We start from the raw sequence: 17,341 nt of genomic DNA, 5'->3' as shown, positions 1-17,341 counted from the left end.
AAGGGGTTGGGAAGCCTCACAGCCTGCGCGGCCGCTCGACGTAGGACGCCATGTCGTCGCCCAGGCGCAGCGCCAGCGCGGCGAGGGGCCCCGTGGGGTTGTAGCCTGCGTTGTGCGTGAACACCGAGGCGCCGACGATGAACAGGTTCTGCGCATCCCAGTGCTGGAGCCGGGGTGACACCACGCTGGTGCCGGGGTTGGTGCCCATGATGGTGCCGCCGGTGATGTGGGTGCTGTTGTAGATGCGGGTGTCGAAGGGCGCCTGCAGCGGATTGGCCGGGCCGACGATGTCGGCTCCCACGGCCTTGGCGATGTCGGCCATCTTCTGCGTCACGTACTTCGACATCTTCAGCTCGTTGTCGCGCCAGTCGAAGTTCATGCGGATCAGCGGCTGGCCGTAGGCATCGGTGTAGGTCGGGTCGAGGTCGAGGTAGTTCTCGCGGTGGGGGTAGCAGCTGCCCTGGATGCCCAGGGCCATCGAGTGCGGATACCACTGCGCGTTCGCCCGCTTCCACTCGGTGCCCCAGCGCGGCGTGCCGGGGGGAACGCGCCGCCCGCCGATGGGTCGGCCGTGGAACTGGCTCGCGCCAATGCCGCCGCCGCCGAGAAAGCCCAGCCCGGTGTGGTCGAAGTTGTCGTTGTTGAACTCATCCATGTAGACCTGCGTGCTGCCGGTGGCCAGGAAGGGGTTGAACCAGCGGTCCTTCATGAACAGGCTCACGCCCGAATTGGCCTGGTAGCAGAAGTTCTTGCCCACCACGCCGGTGTTGCGCACCGGGTCGTAGGGACGGCCGATCCGGCTGGTCAGCAGCAGCTTGGTGTTGGTCATGGTGAACGCGCCCAGCATCACCACGTCGGCCGGCTGTTCGTACTCCTGGCCGGTCAGCAGGTCGACATAGTGCACGCTGGTGACTCGCTTGGCGGCCGCGTCGTACTTCAGCCCCAGCACATGGCAGTGCAGCCTCACCTCGAAGCTCTTGCGGCCCTTGAGCATGGGGTAGAGCAGCACCTCGGGCGAGGCCTTGGCCTTGGCCTCGCAGATGAAGCGCTCGCAATGGCCGCAGTACTGGCAGGCGCCGAGCTTCTGACCGTCCGGGTTGGTGTAGGCCCCCGAGGAGTTGGCGGCCGGCGTGGGAAACGGCTTGTAGCCCAGCTTCTCGGCCGTGGCCTTGAAGACCAGCCCGGCTTCGGTGAACTCCAGGGGCTTTTGCGGGTACTCGCCGTCGCGCGGCGCCTCGAACGGGTTGCCGCCGGGCTGGATCGCGCCGTTGATGTTGCCGGCCTTGCCGGCCAGGCCAAACAGCTTCTCGAACAGCTCGTGGTAGGGGCGCAGTTCGGCGTAGGTCGTGCCCCAGTCCTGCAGCGGCACATCCTTGGGGATGGCCTGCTTGCCGTAGCGGGTTTCGTTGCGTGTGCGGATCTGCGGCTCATATTCCGACCAGCGCCAGGTATGGCCGTTCCAGTGGTTGGCAGCGCCGCCCAGGCCTTCGCCGGGCAGGAAGGCCTCCATCCAGCGCACCGGCAGGGCGGTTTCGCTGCGGTTGTAGCGCAGGGTATAGGTCTGCACCGACCAGTCCTGCACCAGGCCCTGGCGCGTGTCCCAGCGCAGTTCGTCGCGCTGCGTGGGCAGCTTGGCTTCGGCGCCGTTGGTATGGTCGCCACCGCGCTCGAGCACCAGCACCTCGATGTTCTTGTCGGTGAGCTGGCGTGCGGCCAATGCGGCCGTCAGGCCTCCGCCGACGATGACCACGGTCTTGTTCGGGAGTTTCTTGATCATGATGCCTGCTCCTCAGCTGAAATCAGCGATCGACTTCGGGTCCTTGGCGCCCGGGAAGGGCTTGCCGCGGTACTGCACCATGTTGATGGTGTTGGTCGCGGGCAGGCCCGGATAGCCCACCATCTTCCAGAACACCTTGTTGTAGTTGCCGCCGTAGATCGGGTCGGAGAAGCAGGCCTGCGTGAACAGGGGGTAGACCAGGTCGTTGAACCAGGCCGCGAGCGACAGGCGCGGGTCCTTGACATTGCCGGAGGCCAGGTCGTTGAGGAAGGTGCTGGCGTCGGCCGGCGCGATCTGGTCGAAGGGCTGGCGGTGGCGGGCGACGCAGGCCTGATTGGCGGCTTCGATCCCGGCCTTGAAATGCTGCTCGGGCGTCATCGGCAACTGGTAGCCCTGCTGCGGCCTGCCGGGCTGCCACGGGCCCCGGCTGTAGCGCTTGGCGCCGCGGCCGAAGTCGCCGGCGAGCTGCCGGTCGATGTAGATCGGCAGGCCGCAATCGACGCCGCTGGGCGTGAATTCGTCGGCCGGGCACATGATGTTGACCATCGTTTCCACGAAGGCGGCCTCGTCCTGGCTGAAACAGACGTATCCGACCACCGGGTCGGCCGTGGCAGGCGGCGCGCCAGGCGCCGCCGTCGCCGCCAGCGAGGTGGCGGCCACGCCGCCCACCAGGCCATGGGTGAAGGGCAGCGCGCCCGTCGCCCCTGCCACCTGCTTGAGAAAGCCGCGCCGCTGATGGATATCTGTGGTTTTGTCGCTCATCGTGCTCTCCTGTCGTTAAAGACCGCTATTTCCGTGCCTTCATGGCAGGAGGTGGCGACTTCAAGCGAGCCCACGAGTTCATGGCGGCTTTTTTTGAAATGACGGCCTCTGCCCACTCCGGCGGCAGGCGGGGCCGATCGCTTCGAAGAACGGAGAGGAGGGCCCGCACTGCTGACAATGATCTTCCTGGTTTCGAGAAATACCGGTTGTCATTTTTGATACCAAATGTGAGAAACAGGCGGTTGCGCTGTAGGACAACTTTGACTTTGCATCTGCGCAGGTTGTGCGCGGCGCGGCGGCGGTGCTGCCGCCATGTCGTCAGGGGCCGGAGCAAACCCGCATGAGAGCCTGCATGTGGCACCCGGGTGGGCGACCCGATGGCGAGACGGACTACGGGTTCAGGAGGGAGAGGGAAGAGAGCCCACCACATCGCGAGCGGCGAGCGTTGCCGCCAGGCTCAGCGCTGTGCCTGGGGGTCGTCGGGCTGGGCAGACTGCGAGGCGTGCACGCGGCGCGCGCCATCGAAGCGGCGCTGCCAATAGCTCATGCGCATGTCTTCCACACGCACTTCCGCCCCAGGCTTGGGCGAATGGATGAACTTGCCTTCGCCCACATAGATGCCGACGTGGCTGAAGGCGCGGCGCATGGTGTTGAAGAAGACCAGGTCGCCGGGCTGCAGTTCGGTCTTGTCGATCTTTTCCGTGGCGGCGGCCTGCTGGTCGGCGCGGCGGGGCAGGATCAGGCCCACGGTCTGCTCGTACATGGCACGCACGAAGCCGCTGCAGTCGAAGCCGGTTTCCGCGGTATTGCCGCCGCGCCGGTAGGGCACGCCCAGAAACCCCATGGCGTTGACGACCAGTTCGGATGCGCGGTCGCTGACGGTCTGGCGCACCTGTTCAAGGTGCGTGAGCAGGCCCTTGTCGGCCAGAAAGCGGTCCATGTCGTCGGAGTTTGCCGGCGCCGGTGCTGCCTGCGCGCAGGCGCCGGCGAACAACAGGACGAAGGCAAATCGGGTCATGGCGGCTAGGTTAGTGGCTGGAAACCTAGAAGTCAAGTGAGATTTCAATTCCAAGTTGTTGATTCATATGAATATCAACTCGAAGGTACTCAAATAAATGCCAGATCGGACGGCTGCGGGCTGGAATAATCCCTGTCATTTCCAGGAAAAACCATGCTGCTCGAATCCGAAGACTCCCAATTGGTGCTGGTGGATTACCAGACCCGCCTGATGCCCGCGATCCACGAGGGGCCGGCCGTGCTGGCCCAAGCCGTGCGCCTGGCCCGCCTGGCGCAGGCCCTGCAAGTGCCGGTCTGGGGCACGGAGCAGAACCCGGCCGGATTGGGCGAGAGCGTTCCCGAACTGCGCACGGCCATCGAGCAGGCGGGCGGCAGGATGCTGGCCAAAATGCACTTCAGCGCCTGCGCCGACGGATTGCTGCCGTGGCTGCGCCCGCCGGCGCGCCAGCCGCAAGGCAATGCGCGCAGCCTGCCCAAGCACCTGCAAAAGGCCGCGCCGGCACCGGCTCCCGAACGCAACAGCGTCGTGATCGCGGGCTGCGAATCGCATGTCTGCCTGCTGCAGACCGCGCTCGAGCTGCTTGAAGAGGAGTTCGACGTCTGGGTTGTGACCGACGCCTGCGGCTCGCGCACCGAGCGCAACCGCGATGCGGCCTTCGACCGCCTGGCCGGCGCCGGGGCCGAACTGATCACCACCGAGATGGTGGCGTTCGAGTGGCTGCGCTCGGCGGAGCATCCGGTTTTCAAGGAAGTCTTGAGCCTCATCAAATAAGGCCGGGAGGCCGCGTCAGGTCTGCGCAAGTCCCTGCTGCCCATAATTTGGGCCATCGTCAGCAGTACAAAAGAGCAGGAGACCACAGCATGGGCAGTTTCGCGGACTTCTACCGCCGATCCATTGAAGACCGCGACGGCTTCTGGGCCGAGCAGGCGGCGTTGATCGACTGGGAAACACCGCCCCGGCAGATCTGCGACGCCAGCCAACCGCCCTTCACGCGCTGGTATGCGGGGGGACGCACCAACCTGTGCCACAACGCGGTGGACCGGCATCTCGCAACACGCGCCAGCCAGCCGGCATTGATCTGCGTGTCCACCGAAACCGGTACCGAAAGAACCTGGACGTTCGCCGAGCTGCATGCCGAAGTGCAGCGCATGGCGGCGGCCATGTTGGAGCTGGGTGTGCGCCAGGGCGACCGGGTGCTGATCTACATGCCGATGATCGCCGAGGCCGCGTTCGCGATGCTGGCCTGCGCGCGCATCGGGGCCATCCATTCGGTGGTGTTCGGCGGCTTCGCCTCGGGTTCGCTGGCCTCGCGCATCGAGGATGCGGCGCCGGTGCTGATCGTCAGCGCCGACGCGGGTTCGCGCAGCGGCAAGGTGGTGCCCTACAGGCCGCTGCTGGACGAGGCGATCCGGCTTTCGAGCCACAAGCCGGGTGCGGTGCTGCTGGTTGATCGGCAGCTGGATGCTATGAATTTGATAGCTGGCCGCGACCATCTGTGGCGGACCTTGCGCGAAAAACACCTGAATTCGGTGGTGCCGTGCGAGTGGCTGGACGCCACCCATCCCAGCTACACGCTCTACACCTCGGGCACCACCGGCAAGCCCAAGGGCGTGCAGCGCGACACCGGCGGCTATGCCGTGGCGCTGGCCGCCAGCATGAAGTACATCTTCGAAGGCAAGCCGGGCGAGACCTACTTCTCCACCAGCGACATCGGCTGGGTGGTGGGCCACAGCTACATCGTCTACGGCCCGCTGATCGCAGGCATGGCCACCCTCATGTACGAAGGCCTGCCGGTGCGGCCCGACGCGGGCATCTGGTGGCAGCTGGTGGAGAAATACAAGGTCACGCGCATGTTCAGCGCGCCGACGGCGGTGCGCGTGCTCAAGAAGCACGATGCCGCCTGGCTGAAGAAATACGATCTTTCCAGCCTCAAGGCGCTGTACCTCGCCGGCGAGCCGCTGGACGAGCCCACGGCGCAATGGATCAGCCAGGGCCTGGGCGTGCCGGTGATCGACAACTACTGGCAGACCGAGACCGGCTGGCCCATCCTCACGCTGGCCAATGGCGTGGAGCGGGCCGCCAGCAAGTTCGGCAGCCCCGGCGTGCCCATGTATGGCTACAACGTCAAGCTGCTGGACGAGAACACCGGGGAAGAGCTGCAGGGGGCGGGCCGCAAGGGCGTGGTGGCCATCGAGGGACCGCTGCCGCCCGGCTGCATGCAGACGGTCTGGCGCGATGATGCGCGCTTCGTCAACACCTACTGGAAGAGCATCCCGGGCCGGCTGGTCTACAACACCTTCGACTGGGGCATCCGTGACGGCGACGGCTACTTCTTCATCCTGGGACGCACCGACGACGTGATCAACGTGGCCGGCCACCGGCTCGGCACGCGCGAGATCGAGGAAAGCATTGCCAGTCATCCCAATGTGGCCGAGGTGGCCGTGGTCGGCGTGGCGGACACGCTCAAGGGCCAGGTGGCCATGGCCTTTGCCGTGGTCAAGGACGCCAGCGCCCTCACGGACGAGCCGGCCCGGCTCAAGCTGGAGGGCGAGATCATGAAGGCGGTGGACGCTCAGCTGGGGGCGGTGGCGCGCCCGGCGCGCGTGCGCTTCGTGACCGTGCTGCCCAAGACGCGCAGCGGCAAGCTGCTGCGCCGCGCGATCCAGGCCGTGTGCGAGGGGCGCGATCCGGGTGACCTGACCACCATCGAGGACCCGGCCGCGCTGCAGCAGATCAGGGATTTGCTGGCGGCGTGACCGAGGGGCTGGGGGGCACGTCGAAGGCCACGGGCGGCAGGCCTGCGCGCGCGCGTTCGGTCATGAAGGTCCAGGCGGCTTCCCATTCCCGCAGGCGTCCCGCCAGATCGAACAGCGGTGCTGTGGCACGGGCGGCCTGCAGGCGCGCGCGCAGCGCCTCCAGCGCGCCGGCATCGCGGCCCAGCGAGATGATGGCGTCGACATAGGCGCCCGCGTCGTCGTGCACGCCCTCCGGCAGGCCTGCCGCGCGCAGGATGCTGCCGCCCAGCCGCGAGGCCATGTTGTGGCCCGCGCAGGTGACCGCTGGCACGCCCATGCGCAGGGCGTCCACCAGGCCCTGGTTGGCATTGAAACGCACCGCATCGATGAACAGGTCGGCCTGCGCGATCTGCCCCAGCGCGCCAGCGCGGGTGCCGGGGTTGGCAAACACCAGCCGGGTGGGGCTCACGTTCGCGGCCTGGGCCTCGCGGGCAAGGTTGGCACGCGCCGCCGAGCTGTAGCCCGGCAGCCAGAGCACGGCGTCCGGCAGGGCGCGCAGGGCCTGCATCCACAGGCTGAAGGTGTGCGGGTCGATCATCGCGGCCGGCAGGAACGAGCACAGCACCAGCGCGCTCTCGGGCAGGCCCAGCTCGGCGCGGCTGAGGGGCGGCGCGTCGGGCGTTTCGTCGCCGCCGGTGAGCCAGCAGGTATGGGGGAAGCGGACGATGGCGCCGTAGCGGGGGGTGTCGTGCAGGTCCGGGTGGGTGAAGGCGTCGCCGGTGCTGTACTCGCAGGGCGAGCTCAGGTGGATGCGCTGCCAGTTCTGGTGGCGCATCTGCACCGGAGCCACGCGCTTGTAGGGCAGCTCGGCCTGGCACCAGGGGGTGTAGAACGCCAGGTCGATCATCACGTCCAGGCGGTCCAGGCGGATGCGCTGGGCCATTTCGTCGACGGACAGGTGCGCGATTTCCACCACGCTGTCGGCCAGCGGGCTCAGCGCCTGCGTCAGGCGGGCTTCGGGCTGCGGCGTTGGCGAATACACGTGGAAGGCGAAGCGGTTGCGGTCGTGCAGCGCCAGCTGCGCGCGCAAGCTTTCCGCGAACCGGCCGTCGCGCAGGCTCTGCGCCACCAGGCCGACGTGGATGCGGTCGTCGCCAGAGCGCCGGGTGGGCGTTCGGAAGGGCGGACTCCCGCTCTTGAACGTGGCCGGAATGGTCTGGGCCGTGACCACGCGCAGCTGCGTCTGCTCCTCCTCATCGAGCGGCAGCATCAGCGCATAGAACTGGGTGTCGCGCCAGTCGCGCAGCGCGCCGGTCTGGCGGGTGGTGGCCAGCATGGTGCGCAGGGCCTGGGTCAGGCGGTCGTGGTCGCGCCAGTCGGCCTCCTGAAGAGCCTCGAAGGCCTGCTGGGTGAACAGCTCATACGCGTCGGGCAGCACCAGCGGCGCCTTGCGCACGGCCCGGTTGCTGGCCGCGGCGGCGGTGCCAAGGAACGCCTTGAGCATGTCCTGGCCCTGCGGGCCGAGCGCGGCGAAGGCGGCTTGCGATGCCTCGAACTGCGCGTCAAAGGCCAGCAGGATCGCGCGCCGCAGTCCCAGTTCGGGAATCTGGGGAAAGCGCTGCACGGCCTCATCGATGCGCGCGAGCGCCACGGCATAGTCGCGCGAGGCCATGAGCAGATCGCCCAGGTTGGCCCACAGGTAGGGGTCGTTGGGCAGCAGTTCGACACAGCGCTGCGCATGGTCGATGGCAATGGCCCAACGGCCTTCGCGCGCGGCCATCAGCCCCAGGTTGTTGAGCGCCCGCACGTGGTTCGGATTGAGCGCCAGCGCTCGCTCATAGGCAACGCGCGCTTCCTGGTCCTGGCCGCAGGCCTCGGCCGCGATGGCCAGGTTGGCCGCGCCATCGGCGTCCTGGAGCAGGGCCTCGCGGGCGCCCTGCAGGGTCCGGTAGGCGGCCTGGGGCCGGTCCAGCTCGAACAGCAGCGTGGCGCAGGCCGATGCCGCGCGCGGGTGGGCCGGGTGCCGTTCCAGGGCCTGCTCGAACACCATCAGCGCGCGTTCCGCCTGGCCTGCCGCATGCAGTGCGGAGCCGTGGCGCATCAGGGCGTCGAGGTCCAGCGGCGAGGCGGCGGCCTGCGCTTCCAGTTCGGCCAGGGCGTGTGCGGTGGAGGGGGAGGCGGGCGGGGCGCGATCGGTCATGGCCGGATTATGGGGCGGGGAAGCCCGCCATCGCGATGCGGCTGCCGCCCTTCATAATGAATCGGCTCATGTCCGCCCCCGCCAGCCCGTTGCACCTCGTCGGCCGTTTCAACGATCCCTACACGGGGGCGGAACGGCGCCTGCTGGAGCTGGCCCGGCGTGTGGCGGCGCGCCGGGCCGTGCGGCTGTGGTCCGACGTGTTTCCCCATCGCTGGCATGCACAGCAAGGGGTGCGGCCGATCCAGCCGTTTGCGCAGCAGTTTCCCAAGGGGGGCTTGCTGCTGCTGGCGGGGGTGCATGTGCAGACAGGGCTTTGGCTGAGGCATGTGCACCCTGACCGGGTGGTGCTGCTGTACAACCTGCCGAGTCCAGAGCGCCTGTTCTCCGCGATCGAGTTGCTGCGCGAATCAACGGGCTGCGAGCCCGAGATCGTGTTCGCTTCGCACAGCGCCCAGCAGGCTGTGGGCCTGCCGGGCATTGTGGAGCCGAGCTGGCTGGATCTCTCTGCATTCCTGTCGATTCCGCTGCTACGGCCGGACACGCGGCCCTTCACGATCGGCCGCATGAGCCGCGACGTGATCGGCAAGCACCATGCCGATGACGTGGCGCTGTACCGCATGCTGGCGGCTCGCGGCGTGCGGGTGCGCATCATGGGCGGGCGTTGCCTGGCTGGGCCGCTGGCCGGTGTTGCTGGCATCGAGCTGCTGCCCACCGGGGCCGAAGAGGCCTCGGCGTTCTACGGCTCGCTCGACGCCGTGTTCTACCGGACTGGGGCCTTTGCTGAAGCCTACGGCCGTGTCGTGATCGAGGCCATGGCCGCTGGTCTGCCCGTGGTGGCCGGTGCGGAAGGCGGGTACGTCGATGCGCTGGAGCATGGGCGCTCGGGCATCCTGGTGCAGACCCAGGAGCAGGCCTGGAACGCGTTGATGCATCTGGCCGCTCACCCCGGCCTGCGCCAGCAGATGGGCGAGGCTGCCCGCCGGCGGGCCGTGGCGGTGCATGGTGAAGACGCTGCCGAGGGACTGCTGTCGTTCTACCTGCGCTGAGGGCTGCCGTGCGGGATGTGTGATGGCGGCCTCGACATAATCAGGCATGGCCATCGCATCCAAGACACCCCTGCATCTGCTCGGAAAGTTCAGCAGCCCGTTCATCGGCGCGGAGCGGGAATTGCCCGATCTGGCGCAGTGCCTGGCGGGCCGCCGGGAGACGGTTCTGTGGTCGGATGCGCCACCGCATCCGGCTTTCTCTGCGCATGGCGTGCGCGTGATCCGTCCGTTCGCGCAGGATTTTCCGAAGGGCGGCATGCTGCTGATGGGCGGCGTGCACGTGCCCCTGGGCATCTGGCTGCACCACTGCCGGCCGGAGCGTGTGGCGTTGCGCTACAACCTGCCCCAGCATGAACGCCTGTTTTCGCTGATCGAGCATGTGCGCGCCGTCACGGGCGTGGAGCCGGAACTGCTGTTCGCCTCGCAGGCCCTGCAGTTGAGCGTGGGCTTGCCCGGCGTGGTGGAGCCCAGCCTGATCCGGCTCGATGCTTTCCTGAAAACGCCGGTCGAACGTCCGGATCGCGGCGTTTTCACCGTGGGGCGGGCCAGCCGCGATGTGCCCGAAAAGCACCATGCCGAGGACGCCGCCCTGTATCGCATGCTGGCAGCGCACGGGGTGCGGGTCCGCATCATGGGCGGTACCTGCCTGGCATCGCAACTGGCCGGCGTTGCGGGGATCGAACTGCTGCCCACAGGCGCAGAGGAGGTCAGCAGTTTCTACCGGACACTTGATGCTGTGCTGTATCGCACGGGTGCTTTCTATGAACCCTATGGCAGGGTGGTGTTCGAGGCCATGGCCAGCGGTCTACCCGTGGTGGCCGCCAGCACGGGGGGGTACGCGGAATTCCTCACGCAGGAGCAGGATGGCTTCCTCTTTCGCACGCAGGAGGAGGCTTTCAATCTCCTGATGCGGCTGGCGGCTGACCGGCCGCTACGTGAGCGGGTCGGCCATGCGGCGCGGCAACGCGCCACCGCCCTGCACGGGGCGGAAGCGATCGAGGCGATGCTGCAGTTTTATCTGACCTGAGGAGGTTTACCGCACCGGGGCGTCGGGGGTGATCACCGTGGAGCGCTGGAAGGCGGCGGCACCGGCGATCTTGCCCAGCGCTCCGTCGTTTTGCTCATAGACCAGGCCTGCACGGTAGGCCATGTTGCCGGTGAAGAAGCCCCGGATGTTGGCGCCGCAGCCGCCCGAGAACGAGGCGCCATAGATGCTGGCTCCCTGCGAGGAGACCGTGACCGCGGTGTTGCCGAACTTTGTGTCGATCGACGCGCTGACGGACCCATAGGTGAAGTCGGCCGACAGCGAACCGCCCAGCAACTGGCCCACCTGGCTGATCCCGTCCTTGGTCGCCGTCGGGGCCGTGCCGCCGACCAGGGCGTAATTCGCCGTCCCGCTGACAGGCATCTGGGCCGCCGGCGTCGGCACGCCGACGATGTAGTGCACCTGGTCCAGCATGACGGAGCTGCCGCTGTAGCCATAGGGTGTTTCGGCCTTGACCCAGTGGCCCCAGCCGATGAAATCGCTGTCGGTGGGTTTGCCCAGGGCGCCGAACGTGGCCGGCTCCGTGCCGGACTGGGCCATGCGGCTGTAGGGGCCGCCGTAGTAGCTGCTCAGCTGGTCTCCATTAAAGGCATGGGCCCCCGAGGGGTAGAACTCCACAGGGCCCGATGTGTACGTATTGGCGTCGTAGCTGGAGAAGAAGCCGCCAAAGAAGCTCGGGTTGTAGAAGTAGGTGTTGGAGCTCGATCCATAGGCATAGGCGGATGCCATGTTGGTGAAGCTCTGGCTCTGCGGGATCGCCGCTTGCGAACCTTTGGTGAAGGTGGCGGCACCGCCGAAATAGCCATGCGCCGAACTGGAACCGCCATAGGTCAGGCCGGCATTCATCGCATTCGGGCCGCTGACAAAGCCGTTGACGAAGCCGATGCCGCAGCTCGCATAGCCCTGAATGCAGGCATCGCTGGAAACGGACAGAGAGCCGGCAAAGCCTGCGCCCGTGCCCGTCACGCCGCCCTGCAATTTGTAGAGCGTCGTATTGTCGCTGCGCACCGCGAGTGCCTGTGACACGCCGGAGGGGGTGGTGCCGGGCATTTCGACATCCAGATTGACGTTGGCGTAGTTGCCCGCACCGAGGAAGTCGATGGAGAGCTTGCTGGTGGGCAGCAGCGTGCCGACGGCACCGGTCGATGACAGCACGGCCGTGGCGTGGGCCAGCGAGTATTCGCCGCGCTGCCCGGCCAGGGAGGCGATCGAGGTGCTGGAGGTGGGAACACCGACCACGAAGGCCGAGGACGCCACGTTCAGCGGCGAACTGGAGGCACCGTCTTTCCAGGTGCTGCTGTCCCAGGTTCCGATCAGCAGGTAGTCGCCGGTTTCGAGCGAACCGGTGCTGCTGACGATGGTGGCGGCTCCGGTGCGGGTTCCATTGGCCCCGCCGCTGGCCGCGGTGTAGCTTTCGGGGGTGCCATCGGCTGCCAGCACCAGTGTGCCGTTGGTCTGGTGGCGTGTATCGGGAAGGTTGTCGCTGGTGAACCCGTAGCCCGACAAGGCCACGCCCACAAGGGCCTTGGCTCGCGGGGCGGGCGGCGGCGCAGTCGTCGGCTTGGGCGGGATGATGGCGCTCGTGCCACTGCTGTTGACCTGGTTGGCCACGATCTCGGGGGTCTGGCGCGGTGCGGGCGTCGGCAGGCTGGCGCGCGCATTGGTGCGTACCGGCAGATCCTGGTTGTTGTCGACACGCGCGGCTTCGCCGGCCGTCAGGCCGACGCAGCCCGCTTGGGTGCAGACCTCGATCTCGTCGAGTTCGGTGGCGACCGACAGGCTGCCGTCGGGGTTGTAGGCCAGATTGAAGGCGGAGCCCCGGATGCCGATGGTGGCCGTCGTGGTCGTGACCCGGAAGTTCTCGCGGTTGCGCTTGCCGATCAGGCCGGTCACGGCCCGCATGCCGCCGCGCAGCAGATCCACGAAGAAGCTGTCCTGCTTGGGATCGTTCTTGTCGGCGTAGTTGGAAATGTTGAACTGGGAGTTGGGCTGCAGGGCCACCAGGCCGCCGTCGGAGAACCGGATCTGCGCCCGCCCGCCCGGGCCGGTGACGATGGCATCGCCGCTTTCGAGGTCGCGCCCCTTGGTGAGCGGGTCGGTGCCGGCACCGCGGCGCAGGGTGACGTCGCCGCTCGTGAACTGGGTGATGCCCGCCGCGGCATGGCCATGCAGGGGGTAGGCCGCGGCCAGCGCCATCATCAGCATGGCGTTTTTCAGTTTGAATTGTTGCTTCATCGGGGAGCCCTCACAGGTGGGTGGCGGACAGACAGATCGTCGATGTCGGTCAGAATTCGCGGCGCACGGTGACCGACACCATGGTCTTGTCGTAGTCCGCGATGGGCACGTTGGATTTCGTACGCACGTAGGCCAGCTGGGGCGTCACGCGCCAGGCCTTGGCCGGCGCCCAGGACAGGCCGAGATTCAGGTTGGACTGCTTGTCATGCCGGGTGGTCATGAAGAGCGGATCGTCACCGCCGAAGCGGCGGTCTTCGTAGCCGCCGGTGAGAAAGATGGCCAGCGTTTCGCTGAACGGCTTCTGCACGCCTGCCCGCAGCCCGAACAGCTTGTGCCCCAGGTGCGGAACGCCCGATGCGCGCACTTTTTCCTCGCCGAGGTAGAGCCCCCCGAAGGCCAGCAGGCCGGAGTCGCGGAACAGGTGGGCATAGGAGCCGCCGATCACGTTGCGGTCGACATCGCGCAGGCGCTGCTGCGGGTAGGTCAGGCGCGACAGCTGGAGATAGGTGTTGAACTGGCGGTAGCCGTCCAGCCGGTAGGTCCATTCGCCAACCAGGCCGGCCTGGTCGCGCAGGCGTTCGTGGCCCACACCGTAGGTGCCGACCTGGGCGACCAGGGTGTATTCATTGCGCTCGACGCGGTAGGAGGCGCCGGCGTTGGCATCGAGCTGGTCGATGTCGAACTGGCTGGCGCCGCCGGAGTTGTGCCGGAAGCTGCCGTTGACATTGCCGATCAGCGACCAGCGCGGATCGATCACATAGCGCCCCGACAGGCCGCCGCCCACGGTGGCATAGCCGGCGCTGGTCTTGACCCCGCCCGGATTCAGCGTGAGCACCAGGCCGCCGAACGCGGGAACGGCCACGTTGCTGATGCCCGGGCCGCTGTTGACGTTGGAGTCATGGCCGATGCTGGCTTCGGCGTAGCCCTTGAGGGAGGAGCGGCCCGACTCCTCGACGCGGTCGATGGCCTGCAGGAACTGGTCGATGGTCTGCGCGGCTTCCACCGGGACGCCCTGGTCCTTGGTCTGCTGCAGCAGCGCGCGCGCGGCCTGCGTGTCGCCCACGGCAAACAGGGCGCGGCCTAATTCGGCCCGCGCCCTGGCGTTGCCGGGCTGCACCGCCAGCACGCGCTCAAGCGCGAAGACGGCCCGCGTGTACTGCCCCGTTTCGTTGGCGGCAATGCCGAGCACGGTATCGAAGTCGGGGTCGCCGGCGCGCGCGACCTCCTGGGGGGACAGCAGGTCGAAAGCCTGTTTGGCCTGTCCGCTCGTGGTCAGGGACAGGGCCTCGCGAACCAGGGCGTCGGCTTCCGCCAGGGCGCGGCCTGGCACCAGGGCGGCCGCCAGCATCAAGCCGAACAGGAGGTGGGATGGTCGTGGGAAGGCCATTTTTTGCATGCCGGCAATAGTAATTTACAACTTATAGCACGCGGTAACGAAACCTGTGACTTTTTTGACAGGGAGTGCCGCAAGCCGTGTCCCAACCCCCCGATTTGTGGGGGAGCCTGTTTCAGGGGCGCGACAGCGGCCGGACGGAACACGCCGTGCATGAGGGAAATCACGGAGCGGGAAGGGCGAGGAAGTCCATCACAATATCGGTAATTGCTTATATTCGAATGGAAGGGTTTCCATGGAACCACTCATGGCTGCGGCTGAAGAAGCCGAATCGGGCCGCGTGTTCGAGCTGGCCGCCGAACTGTTTGGCGTCCTGGCTGCGCCGATGCGGCTGCGCATCCTGAGCGCGCTGTGCGACGGCGAGCGCTCGGTCACGCAGTTGCTGGAGAAGATCGACACCACGCAGCCCAATCTGTCGCAGCACCTCAACGTGCTGTACCGCACCGGCGTGCTGGCCAAGCGCAAGGAAGGCGCGCAGGTGATCTACCGGGTGCAGAGCGAGAAGGCCGTGACGCTGTGCCGGGCCGTCTGCACGCAGATCGCGATCGAGGTGGACGAGCCGCTGCAACTGCCGGTGGCCGAACGCCTGGTCGGGCGCGTGGTGGCCTGAGGGGAGCGGACCAGGATGTCGTTCAACCGTTCCAGTTCATTTTTGCGCCGCGCCCCGGAGAACTTTCTCAGCCGTGACCAGATCCGCGACGTCCATGCCGGGCGCCGCGGTTTCCTGGCCGCGGCGCTCGCCTCGGCGGCCGGCGCGGCGGCGGCTCAAGCCAACCCGGCCCCGGCCTCCGGCGGCGATCCCAACATCCTCAATCTGCCGGACCACAGCAAATCGCTGGGCCAGGCGGTGGCGGCGCGCGGCTATGGCATGCCCAGCGCCTGGGAGAAGAACCTGCAGCGCCGCGAGAGCCCGGGCCTCACGCGGGTGCGCCAGGCCAGCGTGAGCTTCTGCCCCTTGCAGGGGCTGTTCGGCATCATCACGCCCAGCGGGCTGCACTTCGAACGCCATCACCAGGGCTGGTGGGACATCGATCCGAGCACGCATCGCTTCATGGTCAACGGCTCGGACGAGCAGATGCTCAAGCGGCCCATGGTGTTCACCATGGATGAGCTGATGCGCCTGCCCAGCGTGAGCCGCATCCATTTCATCGAGTGCGGGGCCAACACCGGCATGGAATGGGGTAATGTGGCCGTGCCGACGGTGCAGTACACCCATGGCATGCTGAGCTGCAGCGAGTTCACGGGCGTGCCGCTGCGCCTGCTGCTGGAGATGTGCGGCGCCGACTTCAAGCGCGGCAAGTTTGTGCTGGCCGAGGGCGCCGACGGCTCCTCGATGACGCGCACCATCCCGATGAGCCTGGTCATGAACGACGAGGTGCTGGTGGCCTATGGCCAGAACGGCGAGATGCTGCGGCCCGAGAACGGCTACCCGCTGCGCCTGGTGGTGCCGGGCGTGCAGGGCGTGAGCTGGGTCAAGTACCTGCGCCGCATCGAGCTGGGCGACATGCCCTATGCCACCAAGGACGAGACCGTCCACTACGTGGACCTGATGCCCGACGGCCAGCATCGCCAGTACACCAGCATCCAGGAGGTGAAGAGCGTCATCACCTCGCCCAGCGGCGGGCAGATGCTGCTGGACAAGGGGTTCCACAACATCACGGGCCTGGCCTGGAGCGGGCGCGACAAGATCCGCAAGGTGGACGTGTCGGTGGACGGCGGGCGCAACTGGCGGCCGGCGCGGCTGCAGACGCCGGTGCTGTCCAAGTGCCTGACGCGGTTCAACATCGACTGGTCGTGGGACGGCAAGCCCGCGCTGCTGATGAGCCGCGCGGTGGACGAGACCGGGCAGATCCAGCCGACCTATGCCGAGCTGCGCAAGGTGCGCGGCACGCGCGGCATCTACCACAACAATGCGATCCAGACCTGGCTGGTGGATGAAAGCGGGGAGGTGAAGAATGTCCAGCTGTCCTGACCACCTCCGAAACGGCGCGCGTGCCTTGCGTATCGTATGGGCCGCATCTGCACTCATGGTGATGTGGCCGTCCATGGCGCAGGTGGCCGGCTACCCAGGCGTCGGCCGCGCCGCCACACCGGCCGAGCTCAAGGCCTGGGACATCGATGTGCGGCCCGACTTCAAGGGCCTGCCGCCAGGGCAGGGCAGCGTCCGGCGCGGCGAGCAGGTCTGGGAGGCGCAATGCGCCTCCTGCCACGGCACGTTCGGCGAGAGCAACGACGTGTTCACGCCCATGGTCGGCTACACCACGAAGAAGGACATCGAGACCGGCCACGTGGCCAGCCTGCTGCCCGGCGGCGGCGCGCCGACGCGCACCACGCTGATGAAGGTGTCGCAGCTGTCCACGCTGTGGGACTACATCCGCCGCGCCATGCCCTGGACCGCGCCCAAGTCGCTGACGCCCGACGATGTCTATGCCGTGACGGCCTACATCCTGAACCTGGGCAATGTGGTGCCCGACGACTTCACGCTCAGCGACCGCAACATCCGCGAGGTGCAGCAGCGCCTGCCCAACCGCAACGGCGTGACCACGGCGCACGGCCTGTGGCCGGGCACGGAACTGGGCGGCACGCGCAAGCCCGATGTGCAGGGCTCGGCCTGCATGCGCGGCTGCAACGTCCCGGTCTCCGTGGCCAGCACCATCCCGGACTATGCGCGCAACGCGCACGGCAACCTGGCCGAGCAGTCCCGCAGCTTCGGCTCGACACGCGGCGCCGACACGGCGCCGCCGGCCGCCGATAAAGCGAAATCTGGCTCCAATGAGCCAGATGTCCGCGCCAGCTCGACGCAGCTTGCTATGAATACAGGAGCATCCCCGCTCCGGCAGGCCGACGTGATGCCGCTGCTGCAGCAGAACGCCTGCGTGGCCTGCCACGGCATGGACAGCAAGCTGGTCGGGCCTTCGTTCAAGGAAGTCGCGGGCAAATACGGCGCGCGTGCCGATGCCGTGGCCTACCTGGCGGGCAAGATCCGCTCGGGCGGGCAGGGCGCCTGGGGCGCCATTCCGATGCCGCCGCAGTCGATCGGCGAGGCCGATGCGAAGCGGCTGGCCCAGTGGCTGGCGCAAGGAGCCGCCCCGTGATCCGGCGCCGTGCCGGGCCTGCCAGCAGTAAGCCG

Annotated in this window: 13 protein-coding genes; 7 read left to right on the top strand and 6 right to left on the bottom strand. The window is 67.5% G+C overall.

Annotated features, from left to right (window positions below; translation table 11 throughout):
- Window positions 1–16 precede the first annotated feature (16 nt).
- From MMF98_RS10280 to MMF98_RS10270, 3 genes are all read right to left on the bottom strand, one after another.
- A complete protein-coding gene (locus tag MMF98_RS10280) occupies window positions 17–1,777 on the bottom strand; it encodes a GMC family oxidoreductase (protein ID WP_243306180.1) in 1,761 nt (586 codons plus the stop codon).
- Between the two features lie 12 nt (window positions 1,778–1,789).
- Window positions 1,790–2,539 (bottom strand): gluconate 2-dehydrogenase subunit 3 family protein, encoded by a 750-nt coding sequence (locus MMF98_RS10275; protein WP_243306179.1) that lies wholly within the window; start codon window positions 2,537–2,539, stop codon window positions 1,790–1,792.
- 457 nt (window positions 2,540–2,996) lie between these two features.
- Window positions 2,997–3,557, bottom strand: a complete 561-nt coding sequence (locus MMF98_RS10270) for a C40 family peptidase (RefSeq protein WP_243306178.1) — start codon at window positions 3,555–3,557, stop codon at window positions 2,997–2,999.
- 153 nt (window positions 3,558–3,710) lie between these two features.
- Between MMF98_RS10270 and MMF98_RS10265 the strand changes: the two genes are divergently transcribed.
- Together MMF98_RS10265 and MMF98_RS10260 are read left to right on the top strand one after the other, a co-directional pair.
- Entirely contained in the window at window positions 3,711–4,328 is a 618-nt protein-coding gene (locus MMF98_RS10265) for an isochorismatase family protein (RefSeq protein ID WP_243306177.1), read from the top strand.
- A gap of 89 nt (window positions 4,329–4,417) precedes the next feature.
- The gene (locus MMF98_RS10260) at window positions 4,418–6,313 is read left to right on the top strand and encodes a propionate--CoA ligase (protein ID WP_243306176.1); all 1,896 of its coding nucleotides are present in this window, start codon (window positions 4,418–4,420) and stop codon (window positions 6,311–6,313) included.
- Here the strand turns inward: MMF98_RS10260 and MMF98_RS10255 are convergent.
- Window positions 6,291–8,492 carry an O-linked N-acetylglucosamine transferase, SPINDLY family protein gene (locus tag MMF98_RS10255; protein WP_243306175.1) on the bottom strand — a complete coding sequence of 734 codons (2,202 nt, stop codon included), beginning with the start codon at window positions 8,490–8,492 and terminating at the stop codon, window positions 6,291–6,293. The two genes, MMF98_RS10260 and MMF98_RS10255, sit on opposite strands and share 23 nt — an antisense overlap.
- A gap of 68 nt (window positions 8,493–8,560) precedes the next feature.
- On the opposite strand from MMF98_RS10255, the gene MMF98_RS10250 reads away from it, so the two are divergent.
- Window positions 8,561–9,538, top strand: a complete 978-nt coding sequence (locus MMF98_RS10250) for a glycosyltransferase (protein ID WP_243306174.1) — start codon at window positions 8,561–8,563, stop codon at window positions 9,536–9,538.
- Between the two features lie 46 nt (window positions 9,539–9,584).
- Window positions 9,585–10,565 (top strand): glycosyltransferase, encoded by a 981-nt coding sequence (locus tag MMF98_RS10245; protein ID WP_243306173.1) that lies wholly within the window; start codon window positions 9,585–9,587, stop codon window positions 10,563–10,565.
- A 6-nt stretch (window positions 10,566–10,571) separates the two neighbouring features.
- Here MMF98_RS10245 and MMF98_RS10240 read toward each other — a convergent pair whose 3' ends face one another.
- Together MMF98_RS10240 and MMF98_RS10235 are read right to left on the bottom strand one after the other, a co-directional pair.
- The gene (locus MMF98_RS10240; RefSeq protein WP_243306172.1) at window positions 10,572–12,818 is read right to left on the bottom strand and encodes a FecR family protein; all 2,247 of its coding nucleotides are present in this window, start codon (window positions 12,816–12,818) and stop codon (window positions 10,572–10,574) included.
- Window positions 12,819–12,867: 49 nt separating this feature from the next.
- Entirely contained in the window at window positions 12,868–14,205 is a 1,338-nt protein-coding gene (locus MMF98_RS10235; RefSeq protein WP_243306171.1) for a surface lipoprotein assembly modifier, read from the bottom strand.
- Between the two features lie 253 nt (window positions 14,206–14,458).
- Here MMF98_RS10235 and MMF98_RS10230 point away from each other — a divergent pair, with 253 nt between their 5' ends.
- Genes MMF98_RS10230 through MMF98_RS10220 form a run of 3 tightly spaced genes read left to right on the top strand, consistent with a single transcriptional unit; the run spans window position 14,459 to window position 17,306 of the window.
- A complete protein-coding gene (locus MMF98_RS10230; RefSeq protein ID WP_423837592.1) occupies window positions 14,459–14,821 on the top strand; it encodes an ArsR/SmtB family transcription factor in 363 nt (120 codons plus the stop codon).
- Window positions 14,822–14,836: 15 nt separating this feature from the next.
- Entirely contained in the window at window positions 14,837–16,183 is a 1,347-nt protein-coding gene (gene soxC, locus MMF98_RS10225) for a sulfite dehydrogenase (protein WP_243306169.1), read from the top strand.
- A 55-nt stretch (window positions 16,184–16,238) separates the two neighbouring features.
- Window positions 16,239–17,306 (top strand): c-type cytochrome, encoded by a 1,068-nt coding sequence (locus tag MMF98_RS10220; RefSeq protein ID WP_243306168.1) that lies wholly within the window; start codon window positions 16,239–16,241, stop codon window positions 17,304–17,306.
- The last annotated feature ends 35 nt before the right edge of the window (window positions 17,307–17,341 follow it).

Source organism: Variovorax terrae, assembly GCF_022809125.1.
Classification (GTDB): Bacteria; Pseudomonadota; Gammaproteobacteria; order Burkholderiales; family Burkholderiaceae_C; genus Variovorax_A; species Variovorax_A terrae.
The sequence above is the reverse complement of the archived record's forward strand: the minus strand, read 5'-3'. Positions and strand labels throughout refer to the sequence as shown.

Excerpts from the sequence above, each read along its gene's own strand:
- soxC (WP_243306169.1), top strand. The coding sequence starts at position 14,837 with ATGTCGTTCAACCGTTCCAGTTCATTTTTGCGCCGCGCCCCGGAGAAC.
- MMF98_RS10235 (WP_243306171.1), bottom strand. The coding sequence starts at position 14,205 with ATGGCCTTCCCACGACCATCCCACCTCCTGTTCGGCTTGATGCTGGCG.
- MMF98_RS10260 (WP_243306176.1), top strand. The coding sequence starts at position 4,418 with ATGGGCAGTTTCGCGGACTTCTACCGCCGATCCATTGAAGACCGCGAC.
- MMF98_RS10250 (WP_243306174.1), top strand. The coding sequence starts at position 8,561 with ATGTCCGCCCCCGCCAGCCCGTTGCACCTCGTCGGCCGTTTCAACGAT.
- MMF98_RS10255 (WP_243306175.1), bottom strand. The coding sequence starts at position 8,492 with ATGACCGATCGCGCCCCGCCCGCCTCCCCCTCCACCGCACACGCCCTG.
- MMF98_RS10275 (WP_243306179.1), bottom strand. The coding sequence starts at position 2,539 with ATGAGCGACAAAACCACAGATATCCATCAGCGGCGCGGCTTTCTCAAG.
- MMF98_RS10245 (WP_243306173.1), top strand. The coding sequence starts at position 9,585 with ATGGCCATCGCATCCAAGACACCCCTGCATCTGCTCGGAAAGTTCAGC.
- MMF98_RS10280 (WP_243306180.1), bottom strand. The coding sequence starts at position 1,777 with ATGATCAAGAAACTCCCGAACAAGACCGTGGTCATCGTCGGCGGAGGC.
- MMF98_RS10240 (WP_243306172.1), bottom strand. The coding sequence starts at position 12,818 with ATGAAGCAACAATTCAAACTGAAAAACGCCATGCTGATGATGGCGCTG.
- MMF98_RS10265 (WP_243306177.1), top strand. The coding sequence starts at position 3,711 with ATGCTGCTCGAATCCGAAGACTCCCAATTGGTGCTGGTGGATTACCAG.
- MMF98_RS10270 (WP_243306178.1), bottom strand. The coding sequence starts at position 3,557 with ATGACCCGATTTGCCTTCGTCCTGTTGTTCGCCGGCGCCTGCGCGCAG.
- MMF98_RS10220 (WP_243306168.1), top strand. The coding sequence starts at position 16,239 with ATGGTGATGTGGCCGTCCATGGCGCAGGTGGCCGGCTACCCAGGCGTC.
- MMF98_RS10230 (WP_423837592.1), top strand. The coding sequence starts at position 14,459 with ATGGCTGCGGCTGAAGAAGCCGAATCGGGCCGCGTGTTCGAGCTGGCC.